The 25,415-nt window shown below is 73.9% G+C and carries 24 protein-coding genes; 11 read left to right on the forward strand and 13 right to left on the reverse strand.

Features of this window, described 5'->3' with window-relative positions; genetic code table 11:
- Genes ACU436_RS13400 through ACU436_RS13420 form a run of 5 tightly spaced genes read right to left on the reverse strand, consistent with a single transcriptional unit; the run spans position 1 to position 4,699 of the window.
- Positions 1–1,836, reverse strand: a complete 1,836-nt coding sequence (locus tag ACU436_RS13400; protein WP_459025032.1) for an alpha-D-ribose 1-methylphosphonate 5-phosphate C-P-lyase PhnJ — start codon at positions 1,834–1,836, stop codon at positions 1–3.
- On the reverse strand, positions 1,833–2,924 hold the full coding sequence (locus ACU436_RS13405; RefSeq protein ID WP_459025034.1) for a carbon-phosphorus lyase complex subunit PhnI: 1,092 nt from the start codon (positions 2,922–2,924) through the stop codon (positions 1,833–1,835). Before ACU436_RS13405 ends, ACU436_RS13400 begins: the two co-directional genes overlap by 4 nt.
- A 1-nt stretch (position 2,925) precedes the next feature.
- Complete coding sequence (gene phnH / locus ACU436_RS13410; protein WP_459025036.1) at positions 2,926–3,501, reverse strand: phosphonate C-P lyase system protein PhnH; 576 nt, start codon at positions 3,499–3,501, stop codon at positions 2,926–2,928.
- A gap of 44 nt (positions 3,502–3,545) precedes the next feature.
- Positions 3,546–3,974, reverse strand: a complete 429-nt coding sequence (locus tag ACU436_RS13415; RefSeq protein WP_459025038.1) for a phosphonate C-P lyase system protein PhnG — start codon at positions 3,972–3,974, stop codon at positions 3,546–3,548.
- Positions 3,974–4,699, reverse strand: a complete 726-nt coding sequence (locus tag ACU436_RS13420; protein ID WP_459025040.1) for a GntR family transcriptional regulator — start codon at positions 4,697–4,699, stop codon at positions 3,974–3,976. The genes ACU436_RS13415 and ACU436_RS13420 overlap by 1 nt, the downstream gene beginning before the upstream one ends.
- 175 nt (positions 4,700–4,874) lie before the next feature.
- On the opposite strand from ACU436_RS13420, the gene ACU436_RS13425 reads away from it, so the two are divergent.
- Positions 4,875–5,450 (forward strand): hypothetical protein, encoded by a 576-nt coding sequence (locus ACU436_RS13425; RefSeq protein WP_459025042.1) that lies wholly within the window; start codon positions 4,875–4,877, stop codon positions 5,448–5,450.
- A 131-nt stretch (positions 5,451–5,581) separates the two neighbouring features.
- Here the strand turns inward: ACU436_RS13425 and phnE are convergent, their stop codons facing one another.
- From phnE to ACU436_RS13440, 3 genes are read right to left on the reverse strand one after another with little or no spacing between them, the layout of a single operon-like run.
- Positions 5,582–7,189 (reverse strand): phosphonate ABC transporter, permease protein PhnE, encoded by a 1,608-nt coding sequence (gene phnE / locus ACU436_RS13430; RefSeq protein ID WP_459025043.1) that lies wholly within the window; start codon positions 7,187–7,189, stop codon positions 5,582–5,584.
- Complete coding sequence (gene phnC, locus ACU436_RS13435; RefSeq protein ID WP_459025044.1) at positions 7,186–8,004, reverse strand: phosphonate ABC transporter ATP-binding protein; 819 nt, start codon at positions 8,002–8,004, stop codon at positions 7,186–7,188. Before phnC ends, phnE begins: the two co-directional genes overlap by 4 nt.
- Entirely contained in the window at positions 7,986–8,930 is a 945-nt protein-coding gene (locus tag ACU436_RS13440) for a phosphate/phosphite/phosphonate ABC transporter substrate-binding protein (protein ID WP_459025046.1), read from the reverse strand. Before ACU436_RS13440 ends, phnC begins: the two co-directional genes overlap by 19 nt.
- A 350-nt stretch (positions 8,931–9,280) precedes the next feature.
- On the opposite strand from ACU436_RS13440, the gene ACU436_RS13445 reads away from it, so the two are divergent.
- Genes ACU436_RS13445 through ACU436_RS13460 form a run of 4 tightly spaced genes read left to right on the forward strand, consistent with a single transcriptional unit; the run spans position 9,281 to position 13,070 of the window.
- Positions 9,281–9,901 (forward strand): bifunctional 4-hydroxy-2-oxoglutarate aldolase/2-dehydro-3-deoxy-phosphogluconate aldolase, encoded by a 621-nt coding sequence (locus ACU436_RS13445; RefSeq protein ID WP_459025048.1) that lies wholly within the window; start codon positions 9,281–9,283, stop codon positions 9,899–9,901.
- Positions 9,898–10,851 carry a sugar kinase gene (locus ACU436_RS13450; RefSeq protein ID WP_459025049.1) on the forward strand — a complete coding sequence of 318 codons (954 nt, stop codon included), beginning with the start codon at positions 9,898–9,900 and terminating at the stop codon, positions 10,849–10,851. Before ACU436_RS13445 ends, ACU436_RS13450 begins: the two co-directional genes overlap by 4 nt.
- Positions 10,852–10,896: 45 nt before the next feature.
- Positions 10,897–12,309: an Nramp family divalent metal transporter gene (locus tag ACU436_RS13455; protein ID WP_459025051.1), complete on the forward strand. Its 1,413-nt coding sequence runs from the start codon at positions 10,897–10,899 to the stop codon at positions 12,307–12,309.
- Positions 12,310–12,323: 14 nt separating this feature from the next.
- Entirely contained in the window at positions 12,324–13,070 is a 747-nt protein-coding gene (locus tag ACU436_RS13460) for a pirin family protein (protein ID WP_459025052.1), read from the forward strand.
- A gap of 43 nt (positions 13,071–13,113) precedes the next feature.
- Here the strand turns inward: ACU436_RS13460 and ACU436_RS13465 are convergent, their stop codons facing one another.
- The 4 genes from ACU436_RS13465 to ACU436_RS13480 form a co-directional block, all read right to left on the reverse strand.
- Complete coding sequence (locus ACU436_RS13465) at positions 13,114–13,551, reverse strand: DUF1707 SHOCT-like domain-containing protein (protein WP_459025054.1); 438 nt, start codon at positions 13,549–13,551, stop codon at positions 13,114–13,116.
- 94 nt (positions 13,552–13,645) lie between these two features.
- Positions 13,646–15,961 carry a penicillin-binding protein gene (locus tag ACU436_RS13470; protein WP_459025056.1) on the reverse strand — a complete coding sequence of 772 codons (2,316 nt, stop codon included), beginning with the start codon at positions 15,959–15,961 and terminating at the stop codon, positions 13,646–13,648.
- Between the two features lie 82 nt (positions 15,962–16,043).
- Positions 16,044–16,715: a maleylpyruvate isomerase family mycothiol-dependent enzyme gene (locus ACU436_RS13475; RefSeq protein WP_459025058.1), complete on the reverse strand. Its 672-nt coding sequence runs from the start codon at positions 16,713–16,715 to the stop codon at positions 16,044–16,046.
- Between the two features lie 22 nt (positions 16,716–16,737).
- The gene (locus tag ACU436_RS13480; RefSeq protein ID WP_459025060.1) at positions 16,738–17,289 is read right to left on the reverse strand and encodes a MarR family winged helix-turn-helix transcriptional regulator; all 552 of its coding nucleotides are present in this window, start codon (positions 17,287–17,289) and stop codon (positions 16,738–16,740) included.
- A gap of 49 nt (positions 17,290–17,338) precedes the next feature.
- Between ACU436_RS13480 and ACU436_RS13485 the strand changes: the two genes are divergently transcribed.
- Positions 17,339–18,613, forward strand: a complete 1,275-nt coding sequence (locus ACU436_RS13485; RefSeq protein ID WP_459025062.1) for an amidohydrolase family protein — start codon at positions 17,339–17,341, stop codon at positions 18,611–18,613.
- 49 nt (positions 18,614–18,662) lie between these two features.
- Here the strand turns inward: ACU436_RS13485 and ACU436_RS13490 are convergent, their stop codons facing one another.
- A complete protein-coding gene (locus ACU436_RS13490; RefSeq protein WP_459025064.1) occupies positions 18,663–19,790 on the reverse strand; it encodes a LacI family DNA-binding transcriptional regulator in 1,128 nt (375 codons plus the stop codon).
- A gap of 156 nt (positions 19,791–19,946) precedes the next feature.
- On the opposite strand from ACU436_RS13490, the gene ACU436_RS13495 reads away from it, so the two are divergent.
- Genes ACU436_RS13495 through ACU436_RS13515 form a run of 5 tightly spaced genes read left to right on the forward strand, consistent with a single transcriptional unit; the run spans position 19,947 to position 25,415 of the window.
- Positions 19,947–21,236, forward strand: a complete 1,290-nt coding sequence (locus tag ACU436_RS13495; RefSeq protein ID WP_459025066.1) for an ABC transporter substrate-binding protein — start codon at positions 19,947–19,949, stop codon at positions 21,234–21,236.
- A 3-nt stretch (positions 21,237–21,239) separates the two neighbouring features.
- Positions 21,240–22,181, forward strand: a complete 942-nt coding sequence (locus ACU436_RS13500) for a carbohydrate ABC transporter permease (RefSeq protein WP_459025068.1) — start codon at positions 21,240–21,242, stop codon at positions 22,179–22,181.
- Complete coding sequence (locus ACU436_RS13505; RefSeq protein ID WP_459025070.1) at positions 22,171–23,103, forward strand: carbohydrate ABC transporter permease; 933 nt, start codon at positions 22,171–22,173, stop codon at positions 23,101–23,103. Before ACU436_RS13500 ends, ACU436_RS13505 begins: the two co-directional genes overlap by 11 nt.
- A 30-nt stretch (positions 23,104–23,133) precedes the next feature.
- On the forward strand, positions 23,134–23,901 hold the full coding sequence (locus tag ACU436_RS13510; protein WP_459025071.1) for an SDR family NAD(P)-dependent oxidoreductase: 768 nt from the start codon (positions 23,134–23,136) through the stop codon (positions 23,899–23,901).
- 5 nt (positions 23,902–23,906) lie between these two features.
- A complete protein-coding gene (locus ACU436_RS13515; RefSeq protein ID WP_459025073.1) occupies positions 23,907–25,415 on the forward strand; it encodes a heparinase II/III domain-containing protein in 1,509 nt (502 codons plus the stop codon).

Below are 25,415 nucleotides of genomic sequence, written 5' to 3' on the forward strand. Positions count from 1 at the left end.
TCACCTCCGGGCTGCGGCGACGAGCCGCTGGGTGTAGGGGTGGTGCGGGTCGCGGAAGAGCTGGTCGGTGAGCCCCTGCTCGACCACCTGGCCGAGCTGCATCACCAGCGACCGGTCGGTGAGCGCCTCGATCACCGCGAAGTCGTGGCTCACCACCACGGCGGCGACGTCACGCTCGGCGAGCAGGCCGCGCAGCAGGTCGAGCACGCCCGCGGCGACCGACGCGTCGAGGCCGGTGGTCGGCTCGTCGAGCAGCAGGATCTCCGGGTCGGTGGCGAGCGCCTTGGCGATCTGCACCCGCTGGCGCATCCCGCCGGAGAACGTGCGCACCGGGTCGTCCATCCGGGAGAGCGGCACCTCGACGCGCTCCAGGAGCTCCGCGGCGCGGGCGCGGATGGCGCCGTAGCTGCGCCAGCCCGCGGCCGTGAGCCGCTCGGCGATGTTGCCGCCCGCGGTGACGTCCAGCGCGAGCCCCTCCGAGGGGTCCTGGTGGACGATGCCGAGCGTCGCGATCCGCAGCTTCCGCCGGGCCGGGCCGTCGAGGGCCATGACGTCGGTGCCACCCCCCTCCACGGCGGACAGGAACAGGTGCCCCGCCGTGGCCGGCTCGTCGCCGACGATGCAGCGCAGCACCGTCGACTTCCCGGACCCGGACTCGCCGATCAGCCCGAGAGCCTCGCCCGGGGCAACGTCGAACCCGACGTCCCAGGCGGCCACGATCGCCCCGGTGGAGGGGCTGACGGCGGTGCCGTGCGCGGGCCCGGTCCCGGGGACGGCGGCGGCCCCACCGGGCCCGTGCACCTTCCCGATGCCCTCGACGAGGAGCGCCCACTCGGGGCCGTCACCCGTTGAAACGCCACTTTCACGCAACGGCGTGGCATGGAAGTGGCCTTCCTGCAGTCGGGCAGCGCGGTTCGCCGGGGACGGCAGCAAGTGGAGCGGGGCCGCCTTCCGGTGGGACGCCTCGTCGGCGTCGCCTTCCGCCACCCGCGCGCACCACTCCGTGTCGCTGCACGCGAAGCGGCCGGGCCCGGCCTCGACCAGGAACGTGTCGTCGGAGCCGCAGCGGATGCACCGTCCGTCGGCACCCTCCACCTCGAACGGCACGTCGTCGAACGTCAGGGGTTCGACGTCGGTGTGCGGGGGCACCGCGTAGATCCGCTTCTCCCGCCCGGCCCCGAAGAGGCTCAGGTGCTCCGAGCGGTGCAGCCGCGGCACGTCCCAGCGCGGGATCGGCGTGGTGGCCATGACGTAGCGGCCCCCGACGAGCACCGGGTAGCCGGTGGACCTGGTGATCACCCCGTTGCGGACGAGGTCCTCGTAGAGGCTGACCCACATCGTCGAGTAGTCGGCCTCGGCGTGCATGCGGGCGCACTCGGCCACCGAGCGCTGCACCCCGCGCAGCGGCTCGGGCACCGGCACCTGCAGCACGAGCACGTGCCCGTCGTGAAGGGGCTGCTCGGGCACCCGGTGCCGGGTCTGGATCACCGTGGCCTCGCGCGAGTCGGCCGACTCGGTGCAGCCGTTGCTGCCGGCGATGAGGCGCCGCAGGTTGGTGGCGTTGACGCCGGCGTCGTCGCCCTGGTCGATCACCTTGACGGTGTCGTCCGCACCGATCACGCCGAGCGTGACCTGCAGGCCGCCCGAGCCCCACCCGCGCGCCACCGGCATCTCCCGGGACCCGAAGGGCACCTGGTAGCCGGGCACGCAGACGGCGGTGAGGGCGGCGCGGCGGATCTCGCGCTTCGCGCCCTCGTCGAGGATCCCGACGGGGGCGGTCGTGGCGTCGATGCCGGCGAGCAGCTCGTCGACACCGGTCGTGGTTGCGAGGGTCATCGACAGTCCCTCCCGGGGGGATCGGTGGCCACGCCCGTCGCGCGCATGGCCTGCTTGCGCTCGACCATCGACCGGAACGTGACGTAGTGGGGCAGCTTGAGGTGTTCGAGGAACCCGGCGGAGTCGAGGCCGTCGGTGGTGAGCAGCAGCAGCTGTTCGAGGGGGCCGGTGCGGCCGAAGCGGCGGCAGGCGATGTCGAGGTTCGCCATCGCGATCGCCTTGCGCTCGTTGTGCCCGAAGCACAGGCCGTAGCCGACGTCGAAGCGGGTGCGGTCCTCGTCGGCGCCGTCGAGGTCCTCGATGGCCTCGGTCTCGGTGGCGCGGAACCGGCCGACCTGGACGGGGTTGCCGGTGTGCGGGTGCCGCACCCGGAGCGGGAGGTGGCCGTGGCGGACCTCGCCGAGCGTCACCTCGTGGATGTCGCCGTCCGGGCCGAGGATCGAGCGGTACCAGAGCCCGACCAGCGCCCCGGTCTCCGCGCGCGCCATCGAGGCGAGTACGGCCGAGCGCGGTGCGGGCGGCCGGGCCGGGCGCCGGGTGACGTCGAAGGGCGCGGCGGTTCCCGGGGTGTGCTCGACGAGCAGCCCCTGGGACCTGAGGAAGGCCGAGAACCGGGTGGGTCGCCGCTGCTCCGGGCCCCGCGCCGGCGCCGCGCCATCGGACGAAGGTGCTGTTCGTGCGGGGGGAGAGGGCTCGCGCTCCAGCATCCTCCCCGTGTAGTCCGTGGTGCGGCCCAGCAGCTGCGGGCCCTCGGGTGTGCGGTGGGCCGGGACGATGCGGCGCAGCACCACCATGTCGTCGGGGTCCACCGGCTCGCTCACGGCCAGGCGGGGCAGCGTCGAGCGGTGGGCGCGCACGAGGTGCGCGGCTTCCAGGGTGTCGCCCTCGGCCTGCCGGAACGCGTCGGCGGCGGTGGGCTCGTGGTAGAGCCCGGCCTCGCCCTGCACGCGGTCGACGGCGAGCCGGAAGCGGGCCGTGATCTGCTCGGTCGACGCCCAGGGCGCCGGTGCGTCGTCGCGGGCCTCGCGCACCAGGCGCTCGGCCGCGAGGATGGCCTCGAGCCCGCCGCGGGCTCCGGAGTAACCCATCTCAGCTCTCCTCGATCCGGGTGCTGCGGGGGATGCCCAGCACCGCGCCGTCCGGGGTGACGAAAAGCAGGTCGGGCCCAGCGGGGAACACCGTGGCGGCGCGGGTGGCGACCAGGTCCGCGGGGAGCCCGCGGGGGGTCACCGTGCGGGTGCCGGGGACCCCCGGCCCGGACAGGGTGAGCGCCGGCCCCCCGTCGAGCGCCGGCACGGCGAGCGTGACGAGGGCCGCCTCCTCCGGCGCTCCCGCGCTGCCGGCGCGGATCGCGCCGAGCTCGCCGGTTGCGAGGGGCCGCAGCGCGGCCACCAGGCGGGCCGACCCGAGCGCGGCCACCGGGGCGGACGTCGCGGTGCCGAGCGCGACCGCCCACGCACCGTCCCCCGCGTCGTCCACCGTGTCCCCGAGCACGCACGTCGGCGTGTCCAGGTCGGCGAGCGCGAGGACCGGCAGCAATGCCGCCGGCGCCTCCGTGACCGGGAGGTCCGCCGGCACGCCGGGATGCGCGAGCGCGTCGAGCACGACCCGGAACGCGCGCTGCGCGGTGTCCGCGTCCAGCACCGGGAGCAGGGCGGATGTCACGAGCCCTCGCCGTGCTGTGCCCATTGGTTCGCCCGCAGGCTCGATCACGCCAGCTCCTCGAACTCGACGACGGTCGGGGCGAGCCGCGCCCATTCCTCGGCCTCGGCCGCGGCCTCGCGGGCGGCGACGCGCCCGCACAGGTCGAGCACGTCCGCGGCGTGGGGCCGCCCGGCCTGCACCTCGGCGTCGCAGATCGCGGCGGCGAGGGTCGCGGCGCGGTCGTCCCCGAGCCGCATCGCCCACCCGCGCGACCCGCCCAGCTCCACCTCGGCCTGCACGGCGAGGACGTCGCCGAGCAGGAACCGGTCGCCGGCGATCGGCTCGGTCACCTGCGTGGCCACGCAGCCGACCTCGGGTGCCCGCAGCACGCGGGGCACCGCGCCGTCGGCGAGGCAGGCGTCGGCCAGCCCCACCAGCTCCTCGGGGCGGGCGAGCGCCAGCATGGCCGCCCGCTCCTCTCGCGAGTACTTCATCACCCTCCTTCCGGTGGCGAGCCCAGCTCGACCACCACCCGGACCGCGTCCGAGCGCATCCACGACCTGCTGCACATGACCGGGCGCCCGCTCGCGGCGTCCCGGCTGACGCTCTCCACCAGCCACACCGGCCGGCTCGGTTCGATGTCCAGGCCCGCGCAGACGGCGGGCGGGGGTACGTCGAGGCTCACCCGGCACCACGCGCGGACCGGCTCCACCCGGGCCACCTGCCGCAGCACCAGGTCGAGCGACTCGGCGGCCTGCACCGCCAGGTCGAGGTCGGCGACGAGGTCCACCGGCACCCACTCGTGCACACGTGCCGCGAGCAGGTCGTCGACGTAGGACTGCCGCACGAGCCGGTGGCAGGGGGTCCCGGCCGGCAACCCGAGCCCGGGCGCGTGCTCGGGCGGGAGCGGCAGCACCTCGATGCCCCGCACGACCGTGCGCGGTTGCGCACCGGCCGCGGCGACCGTCTCGTGCCACGACGGGCGCCGGTCGTGGGAGATCGTGTAGTCGATGCGCCGGTTCACGAACGTGCCCGCGCCCTGCACCCGCCGAACCAGGAGCCGGCGTTCCAGCTCCTGCAGGGCGGCCCGCGCCGCCGCGCGCCCCACCCCGAACCGCCTGCCGATCCCGTGCTCCCCGTCGACGCGGGAACCCGCGGGTGCGCCGGTGAGCTCGGCGGCGAGCTCTTCGGCGATCTCCAGGTACCGGGTGGTCGTCACGGCCGGCAACGCTGCCGGGCCGGCTTGTCCGGACAACGGCGCCGCCGGTAACGGGCGAGGAAACGGCCGTGAACGTCCGGGCCGGTTGTCGCCCGGTCGACCCGGGAGATCTGCACGGGTCACCCGTGACGGCACGCACCTGCCGTTCGCGTCCGCTCCGGCCGAACCTGGGGACATGACGACGATCGAGTCGCGCCCGGTGGGGCGCACCGTGGCGGCCGTGGCCCGGCGCTGGCCGACCGCTCTCGGGTTCGCCCTCGGCGCCGACGTGTTCTTCGCCGAGGTGACCGACGCGACCACCCACGGCTACGCGCGGTTGCTGATGCTCATGCCCTTGCTCTACGTCGTGCTGGCGGTCCTGCGCCGGCAGCACGCCAGCTGGCCGGCCCTCGCCGTCCTCGGCGGCGGGTTCGTCCTGCTCCGCATGCAGGACGCGGTCGAGCCGGCCGTCGTGATCCTCGCCGCCGCCCTCGGCGCGACGGTCTGGGGCGCGAGCCACGGCCGGCACCGCGAACACGACTTCCGCGTGCAGCTCGCAGGGCTGGCCGGGTTCGCCGCGGTCGCGGCGGCCGGGCTGGCGATCCACCCCGACGTCGGCCGCTACCTCGTCGCCGCCGGCATGCTCGCCCACGGGATCTGGGACTTCGTGCACATGGCGAAGGAGCGCACGGTCTCCCGCTCCTACGCCGAGTGGTGCGGTGCCCTGGACGTGACGGTCGCGGTCGGGCTGGTCGTCGTCCCCCTGCTCTGAGCCGGTTGCCCCCGACGGCCCGGCCGGTCTCGCGAGCATGATCAGCGCTTCGGCGCGAAAACGGGCGAATCTCGCACGGGAACGCGCCCGATCGCCGATCATGGGGCTGGGACGCGGCCGCGCGCCGAGGGCTAGCGGACCGCGCGGCGCAGCCACAGCGCGAGCAGCTCGACCGCCATGACCGTGGCGAAGACCAGCACCATGATCGTCGTGACCACCCCGAACTCCATGACGCGCGACGCGTTGAGCAGGTAGAACCCGATCCCGCCCGCCCCCACGATGCCCAGGAGCGTCGCGGAGCGGATGGCGACGTCGAGCTGGTAGAGCAGGTGCGCCACGATCGCGGGCGCGGCCTGGGGGAGCGTCACCGCCGTGAGGACCTGCAGGCGGGACGCGCCGGTGGCCCGCACGGCCTCCTGCACGCGCACGTCGGTCTCCTCCAGGGAGTCGGCCACGAGCTTGCCCAGCAGGCCGACCGCGCCGATCGCGAGCGCCAGCGCCCCGGCCACCGGGCCGAGCCCGGTGATCACGACGAACACGATGGCGATGATCAGCTCCGGGATCCCGCGGACCACCACGATGACGCCCCGGAACGCGGCGGCCACGCCGGGCGCCGGCGCGACGTTGCGGGCGGCCATGGCGCCCACCGGCAGCGCGAGCAGGGCCCCGAGGAGCGTCGCCGCGAGCGCGATCTGCACGGTGACGGCGAGCTCCGCGAGCAGGTCGGGGAGGATCCCGCCGGTGCTCGGCGGCCAGAACAGGCCCAGCGTCGTGGGCAGCTGCCCGGCGCCGGTGACGAGCTGCGCGGGGGAGAGGCCCGCCACGGGCACCGAGAGGGCGATCACGGCCACGGTCGCGCCCGCGTAAGCGGCGGCGCGGACCCGCGGGGCCGTCCACGGCGGGGTGAGCCGGCCGGCCGGCGGGGGCGTCGGCGCGCGGCCGGTCGTGTTCAGCAGCAGTGCCCGGCGCACCGCGCCCGAGATCAGCTCGACCGTCACGCAGAGGCCGAGCACGATGAGCGCGAGCGCCATGCCGCGCTGGTAGTCGAGCCTGCGCAGGGCATTCGCGATCTCGAAGCCGAGGCCCCCGACGCCCACGAACCCGAGCACCACGGAGATGCGCAGGTTGATGTCGAACCGGTGCAGGGCGGTCGCGACGAACGCCGGCAGCACCCCGGGCAGCACCCCGGTCACCAGCTCCTGCAGCCGTCCCGCACCCGCGGACCGCGCGGCGGTGCGCGGGCCCTCGTCGACCTGCTCGATGGCGTCGGCGTACAGCTTGGCGACCATGCCCACCGAGTGGAGCCCCATCGCGAGCACGCCCGCGGCGGCGCCGAGGCCGAAGAGGCGGAAGAACACGATCGCGAGCACCACGTCGGGCACGGCGCGTGCGACGACGACCAGCGCGCGGGCGCCGTAGCGGGCAGCGGGTCCCGGGCTGGTGTTGCCCGCGGCGAGCACCGCGACCGGCACGCTGAGCAGCACCGAGAGCAGGGTCGCGCAGACGACGATGGCGAGGGTCTGGCCGCACAGCGCGAGCACCTCGTGCAGCGGCGGGAAGTCCAGCGGCACCGTGCGGGACAGGAAGTCCGCGGCGTTGCCCGCGCTGTCGACGAGGGTGGCGACGTTGAGCCGCAGCTCGCCCACCGACCAGATGGCCGCGCCGAGCAGCCCGAGCAGCACCAGCACGGCGGCCGTGCCGGTGCGCGAGGGCCGGGCGAGGGTGCCGGTATCCGTCACCGGGTGAGCACCGGGACCGCGGCGGGCGTCCGGGGCGCGTACACCGCCATGGCCGTGTCGTGGTCCAGCCCGGCCACCGGCCGGTCGAGTACCACCTGGCCCGCGCGCAGGCCGACCACCCGCTCGCCGAGCGCGAGCGCCAGGTCCACCTGGTGCAGGCTGCACAGCACCGTGAGCCGGTCCTCGCGGGCGAGCGTGGCGACGAGCCGGAGCACCTGCGCGGCCGACTCCGGGTCGAGCGAGGCCACGGGCTCGTCGGCGAGCAGGATCCGTGGCCGCTGCAGCAGCGCCCTGGCGACGGCCACCCGCTGCTGCTGCCCGCCGGAGAGGGTGTCGGCGCGCTGGAAGCGCTGGTCGGCCAGCCCGACCCGGTCCAACTGCTCCAGCGCGGCAGCGCGCACGCGCCGCGGGTAGGTCGGCAACCCGAGCCGCGGGCCACGCAGCGTGCCCAGCGCGCCGGTGCAGGCGTTCTCCAGCACCGTCAGGCTGCCCACGAGGTGGAACTGCTGGAACACCATGCCGACGCGTCGCCGCAGGCCCCGCAGCGCGGCCCCGCCGGCCGTGCCGGCGTCGGTGCCCAGCACCCGGACCGTGCCGTCCGACGGGCGGTGCAGGCCGTTCACGTGCCGCAGGAGCGTCGACTTGCCCGAGCCCGACGCGCCGAGCAGCACGACGACCTCCCCCGCGTGCACGGTGAGGGAGACGTCGTCGAGGGCGTGGACGCCCGGGCCGAACCGTTTGTGGACGCCGGTGAGCTCGACGACCGCTTCCGGTGCGTGCGTCATCGTCGCGCCGCTCAGCTCAGGCTCGTGCACGACTCGGCCTTCGTGACGTCGCAGACCCGACGCACCCCGTTGTAGAGCGCGTCGTCCACCGCGACGTAGCCCCAGCCGCCCTCCTCGCCGACCTCGCAGTCGGCCGCAGTGGCGCAGAACCCGTTCGCGGTGAGGTAGTCGACGTTCGCCTTCTGCGCGAACGCGTCGGCGATCACCTGGCGGCGCTGCGGGTCGACGTGGCTCGACACGGCCACCGGGGAACCGGCGATCATCTCCGAGCGCCACACGACGCGCAGCTGCCCCGCCTGCAGCTGCCCGGAGTCGATGAGCTGCTTGTCGACGATCGTGTCGTAGGCGAAGCCGGCGTCGCACTGACCGCTGGCCACCGCGAGGGCCGACGCGTCGTGCCCGCCGGCGAACACCGGCGTGATCCCCTTGGCCGGGTCGACGCCCGCCTCGATCAGGCCCGCGGTGGGGTAGAGGTAGCCGGAGGTGGAGTTCGGGTCGACGAAGCAGACGGTGCGGCCGGCGTACCCGGCGAGGTCGGTGATGTCGGAGTTCGCGGCGGTGATCCCGTAGGACTGGTAGCCCGGCTCTTCGCCGGGGGCGTCCACGACCGACGCGATCGGCGTGATGCCCGGGTCCTGGCCCTTGGCCAGCACGTAGGAGAACGGGCCGAACATCGCGACGTCGATCTGACCGGCGCGCATGCCCTCGATGACGGCGGCGTAGTCGGTGGCGTTCTGGAACTCGACCTTCGTGCCGGTCTCGCGCTCCAGCATCGCGATGACGGCCGCGTAGCTCTGCTGCAGCGAGGTCGACTCCTCCGACGGGACGGCGGCGAACACCAGCGCGTCACTGCCGGCGTCCGCACCGGCGGGGGAGCCGACGGCGCTCTCACCGCACGCGGTGAGCGCGAGCAGGGCCGCGCACGCGACGGCGGCGCGGCGAAGTGTTGAGATCATCGGGGCAGCTCCTCGGGCCCGCCGGTCACGGTCGGCAGCGAGCCTGGGCCGTGCGGGTGCCCGTGCCGGCACGGCCGGGTGACGCGGGGGCGAACGGGGCCGGACGCTTCGGGTGACCGGTCCGGACAGCGGTGCGAGTCGGAGATCACGGTGGCCGATCATGAATAGCGGCGCGCCGGCCGCTTGTCGTCCCGCCTCGGGGCGGCCATCATGGCGCGAGCTTGGTGAAACTTCATTCCACTACGTAAAACGTCGCTGGTGCCGCCGCGGGAACCCCGTTTCCGGCGCCCGCGGAAGGGGGACGACCGCCTGTGACCGGATTCAGCGCACCCGATCATGATCGCGTTCCGGTGGGTGCCGCGCTCGCCGCCACCCGCGTCGTCGCGATCCTGCGGGCGGAGAACGCCGACCGCGCCGAGGCCGTGGTCGACGTCCTCGTCGAGGCCGGCGTGCGCAGCCTGGAGCTGACGCTCACGACCAAGGGCGCCCTCGACGTCGTCGAGCGGCTCGCGGCCCGCGTCCCGGCCGAGGTGGAGGTCGGTGTCGGCACCGTGCTGACCGCCGCGGACGTCGATTCCTCGGTGGCCGCGGGCGCGCGGTTCGTCGTGTCCCCGTCCGTGGAGCCGGAGGTGATCGCCGCGGCGCTGCGCCACCGCATCGCGAGCTACCCGGGCGCGTTCACCCCCACCGAGATCGCCGCGGCGTGGAAGGCCGGCGCGAGCGCGGTGAAGCTGTTCCCGGCCGGGCACCTGGGCCCCGGCTACCTCAAGGACGTGCGCGCCCCGCTGCCGGACATCCCGGTGGTGCCCACCGGTGGCGTCGACATCGCCTCGGTCGGCGGGTGGCTGGCGGCGGGGGCGGTGGCCGTGGGCATGGGCTCGCCGCTGATCGGCGACGCGCTCTCGCCGGACGGGGACCTCACCGCTCTCGCCGAGCGGGCGGCGGCGGCGCTCGCGGCGGCCCGTTCATGACCGGCACCGGGCTGGTCACCCTCGGCGAGACGCTCGGGCTGCTCGTCGCCGAGGACGTCGGCCCGCTCTCCCTCACCAGGGGGATGCGGCTGTCCATGGGCGGCGCGGAGTCCAACGTCGCCATCGGCGTCTCCCGGCTCGGCGTCGCGGCCACCTGGGTCGGGCGGCTGGGCCGCGACCCGATCGGTGACCTCATCGAGCGGAACCTGCTCGCCGAGCGGGTCCAGGCCGTCGTGCACCGTGACGACGCGCCGACCGCGCTCATGCTCCGCGAGCGCCGCACCGGCTCCGTGCAGAACGTGACGTACTACCGCCACGGCAGCGCCGGCTCGCACCTGCAGCCTGCGGACGTGCCGGCCGGGATCGTCGAGGGTGCCGGGGTGCTGCACCTGACCGGCATCACGCCGGCGCTGGGGGAGGGCCCGGCCGCGGCCGTGCGGGAGGCGCTCGGCCGGGCCCGCGCCGCGGGCGTGCCGGTGTCGGTGGACCTCAACTACCGGTCCCGGCTGTGGGACCCCGCCACCGCGGCTCCGGTGTTCCGGGAGCTCGCCGCGGGCGCGGACATGCTCTTCGCCGGCGACGACGAGGCGCGCATCGCGCTGGAGGTCGACGGGGCCACCGGCCCCGAGAAGCTGGCGGCCGCGCTGGCCGAGCTGGGACCCCGCGAGGTCATGATCAAATGTGGCCGGCGCGGCGCCACCGCGTTGATCGACGGCCGCTCGATCGACGTCCCGGCGGTCCCCGTGCACGCCGTCGACAGCGTGGGCGCGGGCGACGCCTTCGTCGCCGGCTACCTCGCGTGCCGGCTCACCGGCCGCGACCCGGACGAGGGCCTGCGCACGGCGGCCGTCACCGGGGCGCTCGCCGTGACCGTGCCCGGCGACTGGGAGGCGTCCCCCCGCCCGCACGAGCTGTCCCTGCTCGATGCGGGAGAGGACGTGCAGCGCTGAGGCCCGGGCTCCCCGAACGATCACTGAACTACGAAAGGCACGTCCATGTCCGCCGACCCGTCGACGCTGTTCCCCACGAAGTACCTGCCCCCACCGCAGGTGCGTGAGCTGCCCGCCCCGCCGGTGAACCAGTGGCGGTACGTCGGCCCCGGCATCATCGCCGCCGGGGTCGGGCTGGCGAGCGGCGAGTTCATCCTGTTCCCCTACATCGCCTCCCAGATCGGGCTGGGCTTCGTCTGGGCCGCGCTGCTGGGGCTGATCACCCAGTACTTCCTGAACATGGAGATCGAGCGCTACACCCTCGCCACGGGCGAGACCGCGATCACCGGGTTCAGCAGGCTGTGGCGGCACTGGGGCCTGGTGTTCGCGGTCCTCGCCTACTTCGCGAACCTGTGGCCGGCGTGGGTGACGAGCTCGGGCACGCTGTTCAGCTACCTCTTCGGGGGCAGCCCGTCGATCATCGCGATCGTGCTGCTGGTCCTGGTCGGGGCGATCCTGACCCTCGCCCCGGTGGTCTACAACGCGCTGGAACGGGCGCAGATGGTGAAGGTGGCGGCCGTCGTGCTGCTGCTCGTCGTCGGGGCGGCGCTCGCCGTCGGCGCGGCGTGGGCCGACGTGCCGAAGATCGTCACCGAGGCGCAGTTCCCCGCCGCGGAGCTCGGGTTCGCCACGCTGATGGGTGCGCTCGCGTTCGCCGGTGCGGGCGGTGGGCAGAACCTCGTGCAGAGCAACTGGATCCGGGACAAGGGCTTCGGCATGGGCACCTACGTGCCGAAGATCGCGTCGCCGCTGACCGGGGAGCCCGAGGCCCGCGGCCGCGTCGGGTTCGTCTTCACACCCACCGACCAGAACCTCGAGCACTGGCGCGGCTGGTGGCGCTTCGCCAACCGCGAGCAGCTCTGGACGTTCGTGCTGATCTCGTTCCTGTCGATCGTGTTCATGTCGCTGCTGGCCTACGCGACGGTGTTCGGCCACCCCGACGTCACGAACGACATCTCGTTCCTGAAGATCGAGGGGAACGTGCTGATGGACCGGGTCGGCACCTGGTTCGGGTACTTCTTCTGGGTCATCGGGGCGGTGTCGCTGTTCGCCGCGGCGCTGGGCATCGTCGACTACACCAGCCGGCTGGCCGCCGACGTGCTGAAGACGGTGTACTTCCCCGACACCTCGGAGAGCAAGCTCTACGCCGGGCTGGTGTGGGGGCTCGCGGTGATCGGGATCATCGTGATCGCGGCCGGCTTCTCCCAGCCCATCGTCCTGGCCGTGATCTCGGCCTGCGTGGGCGGGGTGATGATGTTCATCTACTCCGGCCTGCTGATCGTGATCAACAAGAAGATGCTGCCGGCGGCGATCCGGATCCGCGGGTTCCGGGTCGGTGCGCTGGTGTGGTCGGTGCTCCTGTTCGGCGTGCTCGCGGTGCTCACGGTCATCCAGCAGGCCGGGAAGCTGATCGGCTGAGCTAGTGTCCCGAGGTGCGCCGCATCGACCGGGTCGAGGAGGCCCTGCACACCGGCCCGGACGCCGAGGTCGACGACAAGTGGCTGCACGTGCGGCCCGGCGACCCGCGCACGGCCCCGTTCCTGGTGCTGTCGGAGGACCGGATCTCGGTGCCGGGCTTCGAGTGGCACCCGCACCGCGGCATCGAGACGGTCACGGTCGTCCTGGACGGTGCGCTGGAACACGACGACGACGCGGGCGGCGCCGGCGTGCTGGAGGCCGGCGACGCGCAGTGGATGACCGCGGGTCGCGGCATCGTGCACCGGGAGGTCGCCGCCCCGGGATCGCACGCCCACGTGCTGCAGCTGTGGCTGGAGCTGCCCGCGGACGCGCGGGAGGCGCTGCCGGGACATCAGCAGCTGCGCGCCGCGGATCGTCCGCGGATCGCGCTGCCGGGTGCGGAGGTGGACGTGCTCGCCGGCACGGTGGAGGGGGTTCGCGGCCTCGCGCGGCCTGCCGCCCCGGCGCAGGTCGTGCTCGTCGTGCTGGCCCCTGGCGCCGCGCTCGACCTGCCCGTTCCGGCGGCCGACCGCGCGTTCGCCCTCGTGATCGAGGGGGACGCGGCGGTGGCGGGCGAGCCGGTCCGGGCGCGCCGGACGGCGTGGGCGGAGCCGGCGGACGAGACGTACCTGCCCCTCCGGTCCGGACCGGCGGGCGCCCGCCTACTGGTCGCGAGCGCCCCTCCCAGCCCCTCACACACCAACTCTGGTGCCCGCACATGAACTGCAGTTGGTGTGCGAGCGCCGAAGTTGGTGTGCGAGCTCGTCAGGCCGCGGCCGCATCGGGTGGCGTTCGCGTTGCGAAGCGGCGGTGGACCAGCACGCTGAGGCCGAGCCAGAACATCGGCCACACCGGCCAGAACCAGGGCGCGGGGTCCATCGCCCACCGCGTCACGAGGAACACGGCGAGGAAGCCGACGATCGCGACGTGGACCGCGAGCCGCCTGCGGGCTCCGGTGGTGAGCGGACCGCGCCGCCCGGGTGCGATGGGCCGGTCCGGCCTGGTCTGCTCCGCTGTGGGCAGGTCCACCGTGAGCGGCACGAGCTCGTCACGGGTGACGGCGGCGTAGGCGGCGCCCTGGCGCTCGTCGGCCTCGGCGATGGTGAGGAGCCCGGCGCTGGCGGCCTCGCGCAGGCGCTCGGCGACCGCCTCGCGCTCGGCGTCGGAGGCGCGGATACCGGTGGGGTTCGAAGGTGTCGTCATGCCCTCGATGCTGGCCCGCACGCGGGGCCGGCGCGTCGGCTCGGCGGAGGTAGTTCCCCTACGCCCCCCGTCGTACGGGAACACCCGTAGGGGATCAGCCCGCGCCCGGCGGCGGGGGCGGCGGCGGAACCGATCCGCTGCTGATCTGCAGCACCACGGTCTCCTCCGGCAGCGCCGTGCCCCGCGGGGACTGCCCGATGACGGTGCCGGCCGGTGCCGCGCTGTCGACCGTGCCGCTCTTGACCGGGAAGCCGGCCCGGTCCAGCCGGGCCCTGGCGTCGGCCTCCGTGCGCCCGATGACGTCGGGGACGCGGGCGGCCGCACCGCCCTCGAGGTAGCGCGGGTCGGTGGGCGGCAGCGGCTCGAACGGCTGCCCGGCGAGCAGGGGCGTCATGGTGCCGAACCAGGTCTGGGCCGGCGTCTTGCCGCCGAAGATGTTGCCGCTGCGGCAGGCGAACGGGGCGCCGGGGCCGTCGCAGAGCGGCCGGGGGTTGGACGAGTTGTCGAACGTGATCACCGCGCCGGCCATCTGCGGCACCACCCCGAAGAACGCGGCGGACTGGTGCACCTGGGTGGTGCCGGTCTTGCCGGCCATGGGCCGGGTCCAGCCGAACTGGCCGGCGGCGCCGCCGGCCGTGCCGCCCGGCTGGTCGTCCTTGGACAGCCCGGTGAGCAGCGTGTCGGCCAGCCCGGGCTCGACGACCTGCTCGCACGCCGCCTCCGGCACGGGCACGGCGTTGCCGGCGGCGTCGGTGATCGATTCGATGGGCGTGGGCGGGCACCACCTGCCGCTGCTGGCGAGCGTGGCGCCGACGTTCGCCAGCTCCAAGACGCTGGTGGGGGTGACGCCGAGGGTGAAGGACGCCTGGTTCTGGGCCTTGGTGACCTCGGCGATCGAGCGGTCGGTGGGGCGTCCGGTGGCCGGGTCGACGAACGGGGTGGTGGCGAGCGAACGCATGCCCAGCCGCACCGCCATGTCGACGACGGGCGGGACGCCGGTGAACTCCTCCAGCCTGATGAACGCGGTGTTCGGCGACTGCGCCAGCGCGTCGGTGAGCGAGAGCCGCGGGGGGTAGCTACCGGCGTTCTCCACGGGGATGGGGCGGCCGGCGCCGTCCCGGTAGATCGGCGAGGCGTACCCGCCGGGCGGAACCTCGATCTGGGTGTTGATGCCCAGGCCCTTCTCCAGCGCCGTGGCCGCGGTGAAGATCTTGTAGGTCGAGCCCGCGCCGAGGTTCACCGGCTCGTACGGCAGCCCGTAGCTGGTCTCGTGCGCCGCGGCGTCGAGGCCGAAGACGCGGCTGGACCCCATGGCCAGCACGCGGTGCGCGTCGGCGCCGGGCTGCACGATCGACATGACGTTGGCCGCGTCGGGCGAGTCGGGGGGCACCTGAGCCTTCAGCGAAGCGGTCATGGCGGCCATCGCGTCCGGGTCGAGGGTGGTGCGAATGGTGTAGCCGCCACGCTCGAGCTGGGTGCGGGAGATCCCGGCCGCGGCCAGGTAGTGGAGCAGGTAGCTGCAGAAGAAGCCGTCGTCGCCGGCGCCGATGCAACCGTTCGGCAGGGTGTCGAGCGGCGAGACCACCCCGAGCGGGCTGGCGAGCGCCGCCTGCGCCTGCTCGTCGTCGATCATGCCCTGCTCCTGCATGAGCCGGATCACGAGGTCGCGCCGCTCGTGCGCGGCCTCCGGGTGGCGCGCCGGGTCGAACCCGCTGGTGCTGCGCACCATCCCGGCGAGCAGTGCGGCCTGCGGGATCGTGAGCTCGTCGGGCGTCACCCCGAAGTACGTGCGGGCCGCGGCGGCGATGCCGTACGCGCCGTTGCCCCAGAACACGGTGTTGAGGTAGCGGGTGAGGATCTCCTTCTTCGTGAGCTGCTGCTCCAGCTGCATCGCGATCTGCACCTCGCGCAGCTTGCGCGCGGGCGTCTGCTCGACGGCCTGCAGCCGCTCGGTCTCGCTCCCGGCCAGCACGTAGAGCGTGTAGTTCTTGACGTACTGCTGGGTGAGGGTGGAGGCGCCCTGCTCGATGTCGCCCGACGCGGTGTTGGCGAGCACGGCCCGTAAGGTGCCGGCCCAGTCGACGCCGCCGTGTTCGAAGAAGCGGCGGTCCTCCACCGCGATCAGCGCGGCGATCATCGCCGGCGCCACCTGGTCGGCCGTGACGAGCTCGCGGTCCTGCGCGAACAGGTGGGCGATCGGGGTGCCGCGGCTGTCGGTGACGGTGGTGGTCTGCGGGAGCGCGCCGTCGATGAGTTCGGTGGACAGGCCGCTGAGGCTGTCGCTGGCCTGGTTGGCGGCCATTCCGGCGCCGGCGGCGAGCGGATAGGACACGCCGGCGACGAGCACGCCGGCGAGCAGGCAGAGGCCGAGCAGCAGCCCGACGCATCGAAGGATCAGACGCCCCCGCACACCCCATGACGGTAGCCGCGAAGGCGTGAGGCCGCAGTCGGAGAACGGCCCCGCGGGGCCGCGTTCTCGCCCGCCGCGACTTTCAACCGAGGACGGGCAGTCGGGCGGCGAGCAGGCCGGCCCCTGCCGACTGTTCCTCGTCGGGCCGCACGCGGCCGGTGCCGATCAGCACCGTCGTCTCGTCGTCCCAGGGGAGCCGGCCGCCGGCGAGCTCCTCCACGACGGCCCGGGCCGCGGTCAGGGCGGCCGGGGCGGGGGGTTCGAGGGTGAGCTCGACGCCGAGGTCCAGGTGGTGGACGGCGAGCTCGAGCGCCCAGGTGGCCAGGAAGTCCCCGGTGCGCATGGTGCGGCCCTGGATCGCGACGGCGCCGTCGGGCAGCGCGTCGACGGCCGCGACGAGGGCGTCGGCGGTGGGGCGCAGGTGCGCCACGATCCCGGTGGGGCACCGGTAGGCCCCGCCCATCGTGCGGACGAACCGCACGTGACCCACGGGGCCGGCCGCGGGCTGGGGCCCGGCCGGGGCGCTCCAGTAGCTCGCGGCATCGGTGTCGGGGCAACGGTCGGTGGGGCTGACGACGCCGAGCAGCATCTCGTGCAGGCCCAGGTGCACGTGGACGAGCACGTCGCCCACGGTCCAGCCCCGGCAGCGGCTGGTGGCGAGCAGTTGGTCGTCGTCGAGCCCGTCGGCCACGACCCGCAGCGCGTGCAGCCCGTCGAGGAACGCGGTGCGCCCTGCGTCGTGGTCGACCTGCACCCGGGAGAGGCTAGCGACTCCGTCACCCCGGGCCCGGCCGGCGGGGCCTGCGCGCGGCCGGCGCCCCCGGCCGGCGGATCGTGCCGACCGCGGCGAACACCTCGCGCAACGCGGCCGCGGCGGCGGCGAGCACCGGCTCGGGGACGGCGGAGAGCACGGCGGCGTGGGAGGCGGTGCTCGTGCGCACGGCCTCCTCGGCGAGCGCCACACCGTCGGCGGTGAGGGCCACGAGCGTGCCGCGGCGGTCGTCCGGATCGGGCATGCGGGCGACGAGGCCGCGGGCGGCGAGGCGGTTGACCACGTTGCTCGTGCCGCCGGAGGACAGCAGCAGGGCGCGGGTGAGGTCGTTCGGCCGGCAGGCGTAGGGCTTGCCGGCCCGGCGGAGCGCCGCGAGGACGTCGAACTCGGCGGGGGTGAGGCCGAGGTCGGGCAGCTCGGCGTCGACGGCGTCGCCGAGGGTCCTCGCGAGGAGGGTGACCCGTTTGACCAGCTCGGTCTCCGGGCCGAGCACGTCGGGGAGCTCGGACTGCCAGGCCGCGATGAGCTCGTCGGCGGGATCGGTGAAGCGCACCATCTTCTTATGGTATAGCTTTACGGAAAGCTACTCAAAGAGGGGGATGAGAATGGCCGAGCTCCTCGTCAGAGGCGGGTGCGTCATCGACATGCGTCCGCATCCGGTGGTCCTGCGCGACACCGACGTGCACGTGGTCGACGGCCGGATCGCCGCCGTGGGCCCCGGGCTCGTGGTGCCGGGGGCCGACGTGGTCGACGCCCGGCAGCGGATCGTGCTCCCGGGTTTCGTGGACACCCACCGCCACGGCTGGCAGTCCGTGCTGCGGGCCAGCGCCCTCGACGTCGACCTGGGCGGCTACCTGGAACGGGTCGCCGGCCGGCTCGCGCGGGCCCTGGGACCGGACGACGTCGCGACGGCCAGCCTGCTCACCGGCCTGGAGTGCCTCGACGCGGGCGTCACGACCGTGCAGGACCACGCGCACATCGCCTTCACACCCGAGCACGCCGCCGCCGTCGTGGAGGGGCTGCAGGCCGCGGGCGTGCGGGCGGTGTTCGGGTACGGACGGCCGGTCCTCTCGGAGCCGCAGCCGTGGCGGCCGGGCGACGTGCGGCGCGTGCGGCAGGAGGTACTGCCCGGCGACGACGGCCTGGTGACGATGATGCTGGCCGCACTCGGCCCGACGCACGGGGGCGTGGAGGAAGCGGTCGCCGACTGGAACCTCGCGCGCGAGCTGGGCCTGCGGGTCGCGGTGCACATCGGCGCGAGTCCCGAGGTTCCGCGTCCGGTCGCGCTGCTGCGGGAGCTGGGCATCGTCGCGCCGGGCACCCTGTACGTGCACGGGAACTCGCTGCCCGACGACGAGCTGGGCCTGATCGCCGGCACCGGGGGCGCCCTGTCGATCACCCCGGCCGTCGAGGCGCGGATGGGACACGGGGCACCGGTACTGGGCCGGGCCCGGGCGCGCGGCGTGCCCACCGGCCTGGGCGTCGACGTCGTCACCACCGTGCCCGGCGACATGTTCTCGGTGATGCGCGCCGCGCTGCTCAGCGTGGACGCGTCCGGCGGGGAGCGGGTGCCGATGGCCGACGTCGTGGCGGCCGCGACGCTCGGTGGCGCCACGGCGCTGGGGATGGCGGACCGCATCGGTTCCCTGCGCCCGGGCGCGCAGGCCGACATCGTCCTGCTCCGCACCGACGCCGTGGGCGCCGCGGGCGGGCACGACCCGGTGGGCCTGGCGGTGAACGCGCACCCGGGCCTCGTCGACACCGTGCTGGTCGCGGGCCGGGTGGTGAAGCGGGACGGGCGGCTGCTGCACCCCGCGGTCGCGGAGGTGGTCGCGGCGGCGAACGAGGTCGCGACGAGGCTGACCCCCTCTGCCCCGTGAGTGGATAGGAGTGTTCCAGCACTCGTATCCACTCACGAGGGGCCGGGGCTCAGGCGCGCGGGGCCGGACCGGTGGAGCTGCGCACCACCAGCTCGGGGCGCAAGAGCAGGGAGCCGCCGCCCGCCGCGCTCCCGCCCGCCGCGCTCCCGTTGGTCGCACTGCCGTTGGTCGCGCTGCCGTTGGTCGCACTGCCGTTGGCCGCCCCGCCGTTCCGGTCGACGCCGGCGCGCAGGTGGGCGAACGCGGCGTCGGCCATCGCGGGGAGCGGCTGGCGGATGGTGGTGAGGGGCGGGGAGGCGAGGTCGGCGAGCACGATGTCGTCGAAGCCGACCACGGACAGGTCCGTGCCCACCTGCAGGCCCGCGTCGCGCGCGCCGGCGATGATGCCGAGCGCGCACATGTCGTTGATCGCGACGATGGCGGTGGGCGGGCGGCCGGTGCCGAGCAGCTCGCGGGCGGCGGAGCGGCCGAGGTCGGGGAAGTCGAGGTCGCCGTAGTCGTGGTCCGCGGCGCCGGACCAGACGAGGGTGTCGTCGGCGGTGAGGCCGAACTCCTCGAGGGCGGCCTCGAACCCGCGGAACCGGGCGCGGCGGTTCACGCTGCGCAGCGAGCCGGAGACGAAGGCGAGCCTGCGGTGGCCGAGCTGCAGCAGGTGCCGGGTGGCGAGCTCGGCCCCGACGGCGTTGTCGACGCTGATGTTCACGAGCGACGCCGGGTCGCCGGCCTGGGCCGTGCGGTCGAAGGCGACGAGGGTGAGCCCCTGCTCGACGAGCGGGCGCACGTGGTCCAGCGACGGCAGCGACGAGCAGAGCACGACGCCGCGGACGCCGTCGGCCCACAGCTCCTCGAGGTAGTCGCGCTCCCGGGCGGGGTCGCGCTCGCTGTTGCACAGCAGCACCCGTTGGCCCGCCTGCAGTGCCGCCGCCTCCAGGTGGCGCGCGAACGTGCCCCAGAACGGGTTGGCCACCGACGGGACCACCAGCCCGAGCGCCTGGGAGCGGCCGGTGCGCAGCGACCGGGCCGGGCCGTTGGGGCGGTAGCCGAGCCGGGCGATAGCCTCCTCCACGCGCTCGCGGGTCTGGGGCAGCATCCGGTCCGACCGGCCGTTGAGCACGTTCGACACCGTGCTCGGCGAGACGCCTGCTTCCGCGGCGACCTGGTGGATCGTGACACTCACCGCGCCTCCTCGACTGTCCACATCCCCGCCCGATGTCGATCGTTGACAGGGCATGATGGCGCACCTAGTTTGGTGCATCGTTGCAATGGTGCAACGTTGCAGTGGTGAGCGCCACCCATCCGGCCGATCCACATCGCAGTGGAGGGGAGCTCAGAGATGACCATCCGACACCGGTCGGTCCTGCGGACCGTGGCGGTCGCGGCGGCCGGCCTCGTGGCCCTCGCCGCGTGCGGGGGGCCCGCGCCGGGCGGCGGTGGCGACGGTGCCGAGAGTGGCGAGATCACCATGCTCACGCCGATCTTCGAGGAAGCCGACGGCCACGCGGTCCTGGAGCAGCAGCTCGCCGCGTTCAAGCAGCAGTACCCCGACATCACCGTCAAGCCGGACTACACGTCCTACAGCAAGCTCAACGAGAAGCTCACCACGTCGATCGCGAGCGGCCAGCCCTACGACGTGATGCTGATGGGCGCCGGCTGGATCCCGCCGTTCGCGGAGAAGGGCGTGCTGGCCGACCTGCAGAAGGACCCGGCCCAGCTGGCGTCGCAGTACTACGAGGGCGCCCTGTCCCCGGGTCTCTACCAGGACAAGGTCTACGGCCTGCCGATCATGATGGACACCCGGATCGGCCTCTACCGCAAGGACCTGTTCGCGCAGGCCGGGATCACCGAGCCGCCGAAGAACTTCGGACAGCTGCGCGACTACGGCAAGCGGCTCACCCAGCGCAACCCCGACGGGACGCTCGCGGTCGCCGGGCTGGACGTGCTCGGCATCGACCCGCGCCAGGAGTTCCTCACCATGCTCTGGGCCGCGGGCGGCGAGCTCTTCGGCCCGGACGGCGCACCGGCGTTCAACTCGCCCGCGGGGGTCGAGGCGCTGCAGACGATGACCGATGTCATCCAGGTCGACCGCAGCGAGGACATCGGGTGGGCCGAGCCCAACTCGAAGACCGGCAACGTGATGGCGCAGGGCCGCGTCGCGATGATGGTCGGGCACCACAACTTCTGGACCGCGATCCAGAAGGAGAACCCCGACCTGATCGCGCAGGACAAGCTCGGGTTCTTCGTGATCCAGGACGAGCGCCCCGCCGTGTTCCAGGGCGGCACCCTCGCCACGGTCGCGGCGCAGAGCAAGCACCCGGCGGCCGCGAAGGCCCTGGCCGAGTTCATGGCGTCCGAGGGTCCGGCGCTCGCCGCGAACCAGCAGCGCGGCAACATCCCGGGGCTGAAGTCCCTCGAGTCCTCGGACTTCGTGCAGCAGAACAAGGCGATCCAGTTCGCCATGCAGCACTTCGACAGCGTGCACTCCGAGGGCGGCGTGCCGCAGTGGCTCGACATCCGCGACAAGTTCAAGCCGGCGGTCGAGAGCGCGATGCTGGGCCAGAAGACCCCGAAGCAGGCCCTCGACGACCTGGCGGCCGAGGCGTCGGCCGCGCTGGCCGGAAGCTGAGCGATGGCGGCTCCGACCACGGCACCCCCGGCCGCCCGCGTGGCGGCCGGGGCGCACCGGCGTCAGCGCCCGTTCGGGCGCGAGCGCCGGCGGGCGGCATACCTCATGCTCGCCCCGGCCGTGGTGCACCTGGCGTGGTGGATCGGCATCCCCACGGTCGCGACCTTCGTGCTCGCCTTCACCCACTACGACATCCTCGCCGGCACCATGACCTGGGCCGGCCTGGACAACTTCGTCGCGATCTTCCGCGACCCGGTGTGGTGGAAGGCGATCTGGAACACCGTCGTCTACACGTTCTTCACGGTGCCCGTGGCGATGGCGGTCGCCGTGGTGATCGCCGTGCTGCTCAACACCAGGATGCGGGCCCGGGCCTGGTACCGCACCGCCGTGTTCATGCCGCACATCACCGCGACCGTCGCGATCGCGCTGGTCTGGATGTGGATGTTCGAGCCGAACATCGGCCTGTTCAACTGGGTGCTGTCGTGGTTCGGGGTGCGCGGCCCGGCGTGGGTCTCCGACCCGGCGTGGGCCATGACCTCGGTGATCCTGATGAGCGTCTGGAAGGGCATCGGGCTCAAGATGGTCATCTACCTCGCCGCGCTGCAGGGCGTCCCGCACGACCTGTACGAGGCCGCCGAGATCGACGGCGCGGGGCCCGTCCGCCGCTTCTTCGCGATCACGCTGCCGCTGCTCGGGCCCGCCACCTTCTTCGTCCTGGTCGTCTCGCTGATCGACTCGTTCCAGGTGTTCGAGCAGTTCTACGTGCTGACGCCGGAGGGCGGCCCGGCCAACGCGACCACCGTGATGACCTACGAGATCTACAAGTCGGCGTTCCAGCGTTTCGACATGAGCACGGCGAGCGCGCAGAGCGTGGTGCTCTTCGTCTTCCTGCTGGTGCTGACGATCATCGGCAGGCGGTTCACCGGGAGGGACGATGTTGCCTGAGGGCACGTCGGCCGAACCGGTGGCGCCTGCGTCGGGGGCGCCCGGGCCGGGGCGGATGGGGGGTGCGCCCCGGCCCGGGCGGGTCGTTCTGCACGCCGCGCTGGTCGTGCTGTCGCTGCTGATGGTGGCGCCGTTCGTGTGGATGGTGCTGACCTCGTTGAAGTCGCACGCGGAGGTCATGGCCTACCCGCCCACGGTCCTGCCGTCGGTGTGGCAGTGGGTCAACTACCCGGACGCGCTGCAGTTCGCGCCGTTCGGCACGTACTTCCGCAACAGCCTCGTGATCGCCGTGACCCACACCGCGATCAACGTGGCGCTCGCGGCGATGGCCGGCTACGCGCTGGCCCGGCTGCCGTTCCGCGGACGCTCGCTGCTGCTGATGCTCGTGCTGGCGGCGATGATGATCCCGACCTTCACCAAGATCGTGCCGCAGTACCTGATCGCGAAGACCATGCCCTTCTTCGGCGGCAACGACTTCCTCGGCCGCGGCGGCAGCGGCTGGCTCGACTCGTGGTGGGGGCTGATCGTGCCGGGGGCGGTCACGCCGCTCGCGATCTTCCTGTTCCGCCAGTTCTACCTGTCGCTGCCGCGCGAGCTGGAGGAGGCCGCGCGCCTGGACGGCCTCGGCGAGTTCGGCATCTTCGCCCGCGTGATGACGCCGCTCATGAAGCCGGCGATCGCGACGGTCTCACTGATCACGTTCGAGAACAGCTGGAACAACTTCGTGTGGCCGCTCATCGTCACCCGGAGCGACGAGCTGCGGGTGATCCAGGTCGGGCTGGCCGCGTTCCAGCAGGTCGACGAGACGCTGTGGGAGTACATGATGGCCGGCACCGTGCTCGCCACGCTGCCGATGATCGTGCTGTTCCTGTTCACCCAGCGATACTTCGTCCAGGGCTTCGCCACTGCGGGGATCAAGTAATGGGATCGAGCAAGTAGTAAGGGAGATCGCGTGAGTTTCGATCTGACGGGCCGCCGTGCCCTGGTCACCGGCGCCGGCCACGGCATCGGCGCGGGCATCGCCGAGGGGCTCGCGGCCGCGGGCGCCGACGTCGTCGTGCACCACGGCCACTCCGCCGGGCCGGCGGCCGAGGTCGTCGAGCGGATCGGCGCACTCGGGCGCAAGGCCACCGCTATCGGTGCGGACGTCACCGTCAGCGCCGAGGTCGACCGCCTCGTCGACGAGGCCGTGGGCTTCCTCGGCGGCCTGGAGATCGTCGTCACGAACGCGGGGCACCTCATCGGGCGCTCGCCGGTCGCGGAGATGACCGATGAGCACTTCTCGAAGGTGGTCGAGGTCAACCTCGGGTCCACCTTCCGCACGGTGCGCGCGGCGATCCCGCACCTGCGCGCGGCCGGCGCCAAGGGCCGGGTCGTCACGATGGCCTCGCTCGCTGCCCACAACGGCGGCGGCGCGGGCGCTGCCGTGTACGCCGCGTCGAAGGCCGGGGTCGTCGGGCTGACGAAGGGCCTGGCCAAGGAGCTCGGCCCGGCCGGGATCACGGTCAACGCGCTCGCCCCCGGCTTCATCGGCGGCACCGCCTTCCACGACACGTTCACCCCGCCCGAGGCGCAGAAGGCGATGGTCGGCGGCATCGGGGTCGGCCGCGGCGGCACCGTCGAAGACGTCGCCGGTGCCGTGGTCTGGCTCTGCTCGGACGCCGCCGCGTTCATCAACGGCACCACCGTCGACATCGACGGGGGCGTCGGGTACCGGTGAGCCCGGTGGCGCCGGCGGTGCTGCCGGGCGAGCGGGGTGGGTGGTGGCACCACTACGTCTGCCCCGCCCACGGGGTCGAGCTCGAGCACGCCGGCCTGCTGACCGGCGAGTTCCCCGAGGGCGGGGCGCCGTGCGCGCACGGTTGCCGGGTCGACACCCCCGACGTGCGCGGCGCGTGGACCGTGCTCGCCCACCAGGCGTGCGCGCGGGCCATCCTCGCGGCCGCGGGGGGATCGGCGGACGAGCGGGCCGGCGCCGTCGCGCTGCTGCGCGAGTACGCCGACCGCTACACCGCGCTCGGCGCCACCGGCCACAACGGTGCCGCCGGCTGGATGCTGCGCGGGCGCCTGTTCCAGCAGGCCCTCACCGAGGCGATCTGGGCCGTGCCGATCGGGCGCGCCGCGCGGCTGCTCGGCGACCCGGTGCCCGAGCTCACGGAAGGCCTGGCCGAGGCGGCCCGGATCGCCCGCGACTCCCTGGTGGCCGAGGGGCGTTTCCGCTCCAACTACACCGCATGGCTGGACGCGGCGGGCGCTGCATGCACCGGCAAGCCCGAGTGGCTCGACGGGCCGCACGGGATCTTCGCGCACGTCCTCACCTCCACCCACCCCGACGGGTGGGAGTGGGAGGCGAGCACCTACTACCACTCGTTCGTGCTGCGGGCCTACCGGCACGCGATCGCAGTCGTGCCGGGGGTCAAGGTGCCGGCCACCGTGCGGGCGCGGATCGACGCGATGGCCCGCGTGCTGCGGGAGCTCGTCGTACCGGGCGGGCTGCTGCCGTCGCTGCACGACGGCCCGTACCGGCGCGCGGAGTGGGACCGCGAGCTCGCCGAGCTGGACCTGACCCCGGCCGCCCGGCGCCCCGTCACCGTGCACCCGGACGCGGGTTACGCGCTGCTGCACGGCAACGGCGTGCACGCGGTGCTCGACTACGGGCCGCACGGCGGGTCCCACGGCCACCTGGACACGCTGTCGCTCTACCTCTACGGCGAGAACGCGCCCTGGCAGCCCGACCCCGGCCAGGTCCCGTACGGGCACGCGTACTGGCGCCGGTACTACGCGTCCACGGCGGCGCACCCCACGTTCTCCGTCGACGCCCTCGACCAGGCCGAGTGCACGGGAGAGCTGGTGAGCGTCGGCGCGGAGGAGGTGACCGTCGCCTGCGGTACCGCCTACGAGGGCGTGAGCGCGGTGCGGCGCGTCGTGCTCACCCCGGACGGCACGCTGCGCGACGAGCTGTCCGTCACGGCCGACCGGCCCCGGCGGATCGCCGCGCACCTGCGCCCGGACGTGTCGCTCACCGTGCGCACCGACCCGGACGGCACGGTCCGCACCGGGTGGGGCGCCGGCCTGAACGGCACCCACACGACGTCAGGTGCGGCGGCGCGGTTCGTCGCCCGCCCCGGCCCGGGCCCGGCCGACGACCCGCAGCGCACCCGCACCCACGTCGACTGGGTGGCCGAGGACGCCACCGCCGTCACGTTCCGATCGACCTACCGGGTAGGGAAGTAA

The organism is Pseudonocardia wallangbongensis, from assembly GCF_054486945.1.

What these genes read in the sequence shown, in the direction of transcription:
- ACU436_RS13400 (WP_459025032.1), bottom strand. Translation starts at nt 1,836, where the DNA reads ATGACCCTCGCAACCACGACCGGTGTCGACGAGCTGCTCGCCGGCATC.
- ACU436_RS13405 (WP_459025034.1), bottom strand. Translation starts at nt 2,924, where the DNA reads ATGGGTTACTCCGGAGCCCGCGGCGGGCTCGAGGCCATCCTCGCGGCC.
- ACU436_RS13415 (WP_459025038.1), bottom strand. Translation starts at nt 3,974, where the DNA reads ATGAAGTACTCGCGAGAGGAGCGGGCGGCCATGCTGGCGCTCGCCCGC.
- ACU436_RS13425 (WP_459025042.1), top strand. Translation starts at nt 4,875, where the DNA reads ATGACGACGATCGAGTCGCGCCCGGTGGGGCGCACCGTGGCGGCCGTG.
- ACU436_RS13440 (WP_459025046.1), bottom strand. Translation starts at nt 8,930, where the DNA reads ATGATCTCAACACTTCGCCGCGCCGCCGTCGCGTGCGCGGCCCTGCTC.
- ACU436_RS13450 (WP_459025049.1), top strand. Translation starts at nt 9,898, where the DNA reads ATGACCGGCACCGGGCTGGTCACCCTCGGCGAGACGCTCGGGCTGCTC.
- ACU436_RS13455 (WP_459025051.1), top strand. Translation starts at nt 10,897, where the DNA reads ATGTCCGCCGACCCGTCGACGCTGTTCCCCACGAAGTACCTGCCCCCA.
- ACU436_RS13465 (WP_459025054.1), bottom strand. Translation starts at nt 13,551, where the DNA reads ATGACGACACCTTCGAACCCCACCGGTATCCGCGCCTCCGACGCCGAG.
- ACU436_RS13480 (WP_459025060.1), bottom strand. Translation starts at nt 17,289, where the DNA reads ATGGTGCGCTTCACCGATCCCGCCGACGAGCTCATCGCGGCCTGGCAG.
- ACU436_RS13485 (WP_459025062.1), top strand. Translation starts at nt 17,339, where the DNA reads ATGGCCGAGCTCCTCGTCAGAGGCGGGTGCGTCATCGACATGCGTCCG.
- ACU436_RS13495 (WP_459025066.1), top strand. Translation starts at nt 19,947, where the DNA reads ATGACCATCCGACACCGGTCGGTCCTGCGGACCGTGGCGGTCGCGGCG.
- ACU436_RS13500 (WP_459025068.1), top strand. Translation starts at nt 21,240, where the DNA reads ATGGCGGCTCCGACCACGGCACCCCCGGCCGCCCGCGTGGCGGCCGGG.
- ACU436_RS13505 (WP_459025070.1), top strand. Translation starts at nt 22,171, where the DNA reads ATGTTGCCTGAGGGCACGTCGGCCGAACCGGTGGCGCCTGCGTCGGGG.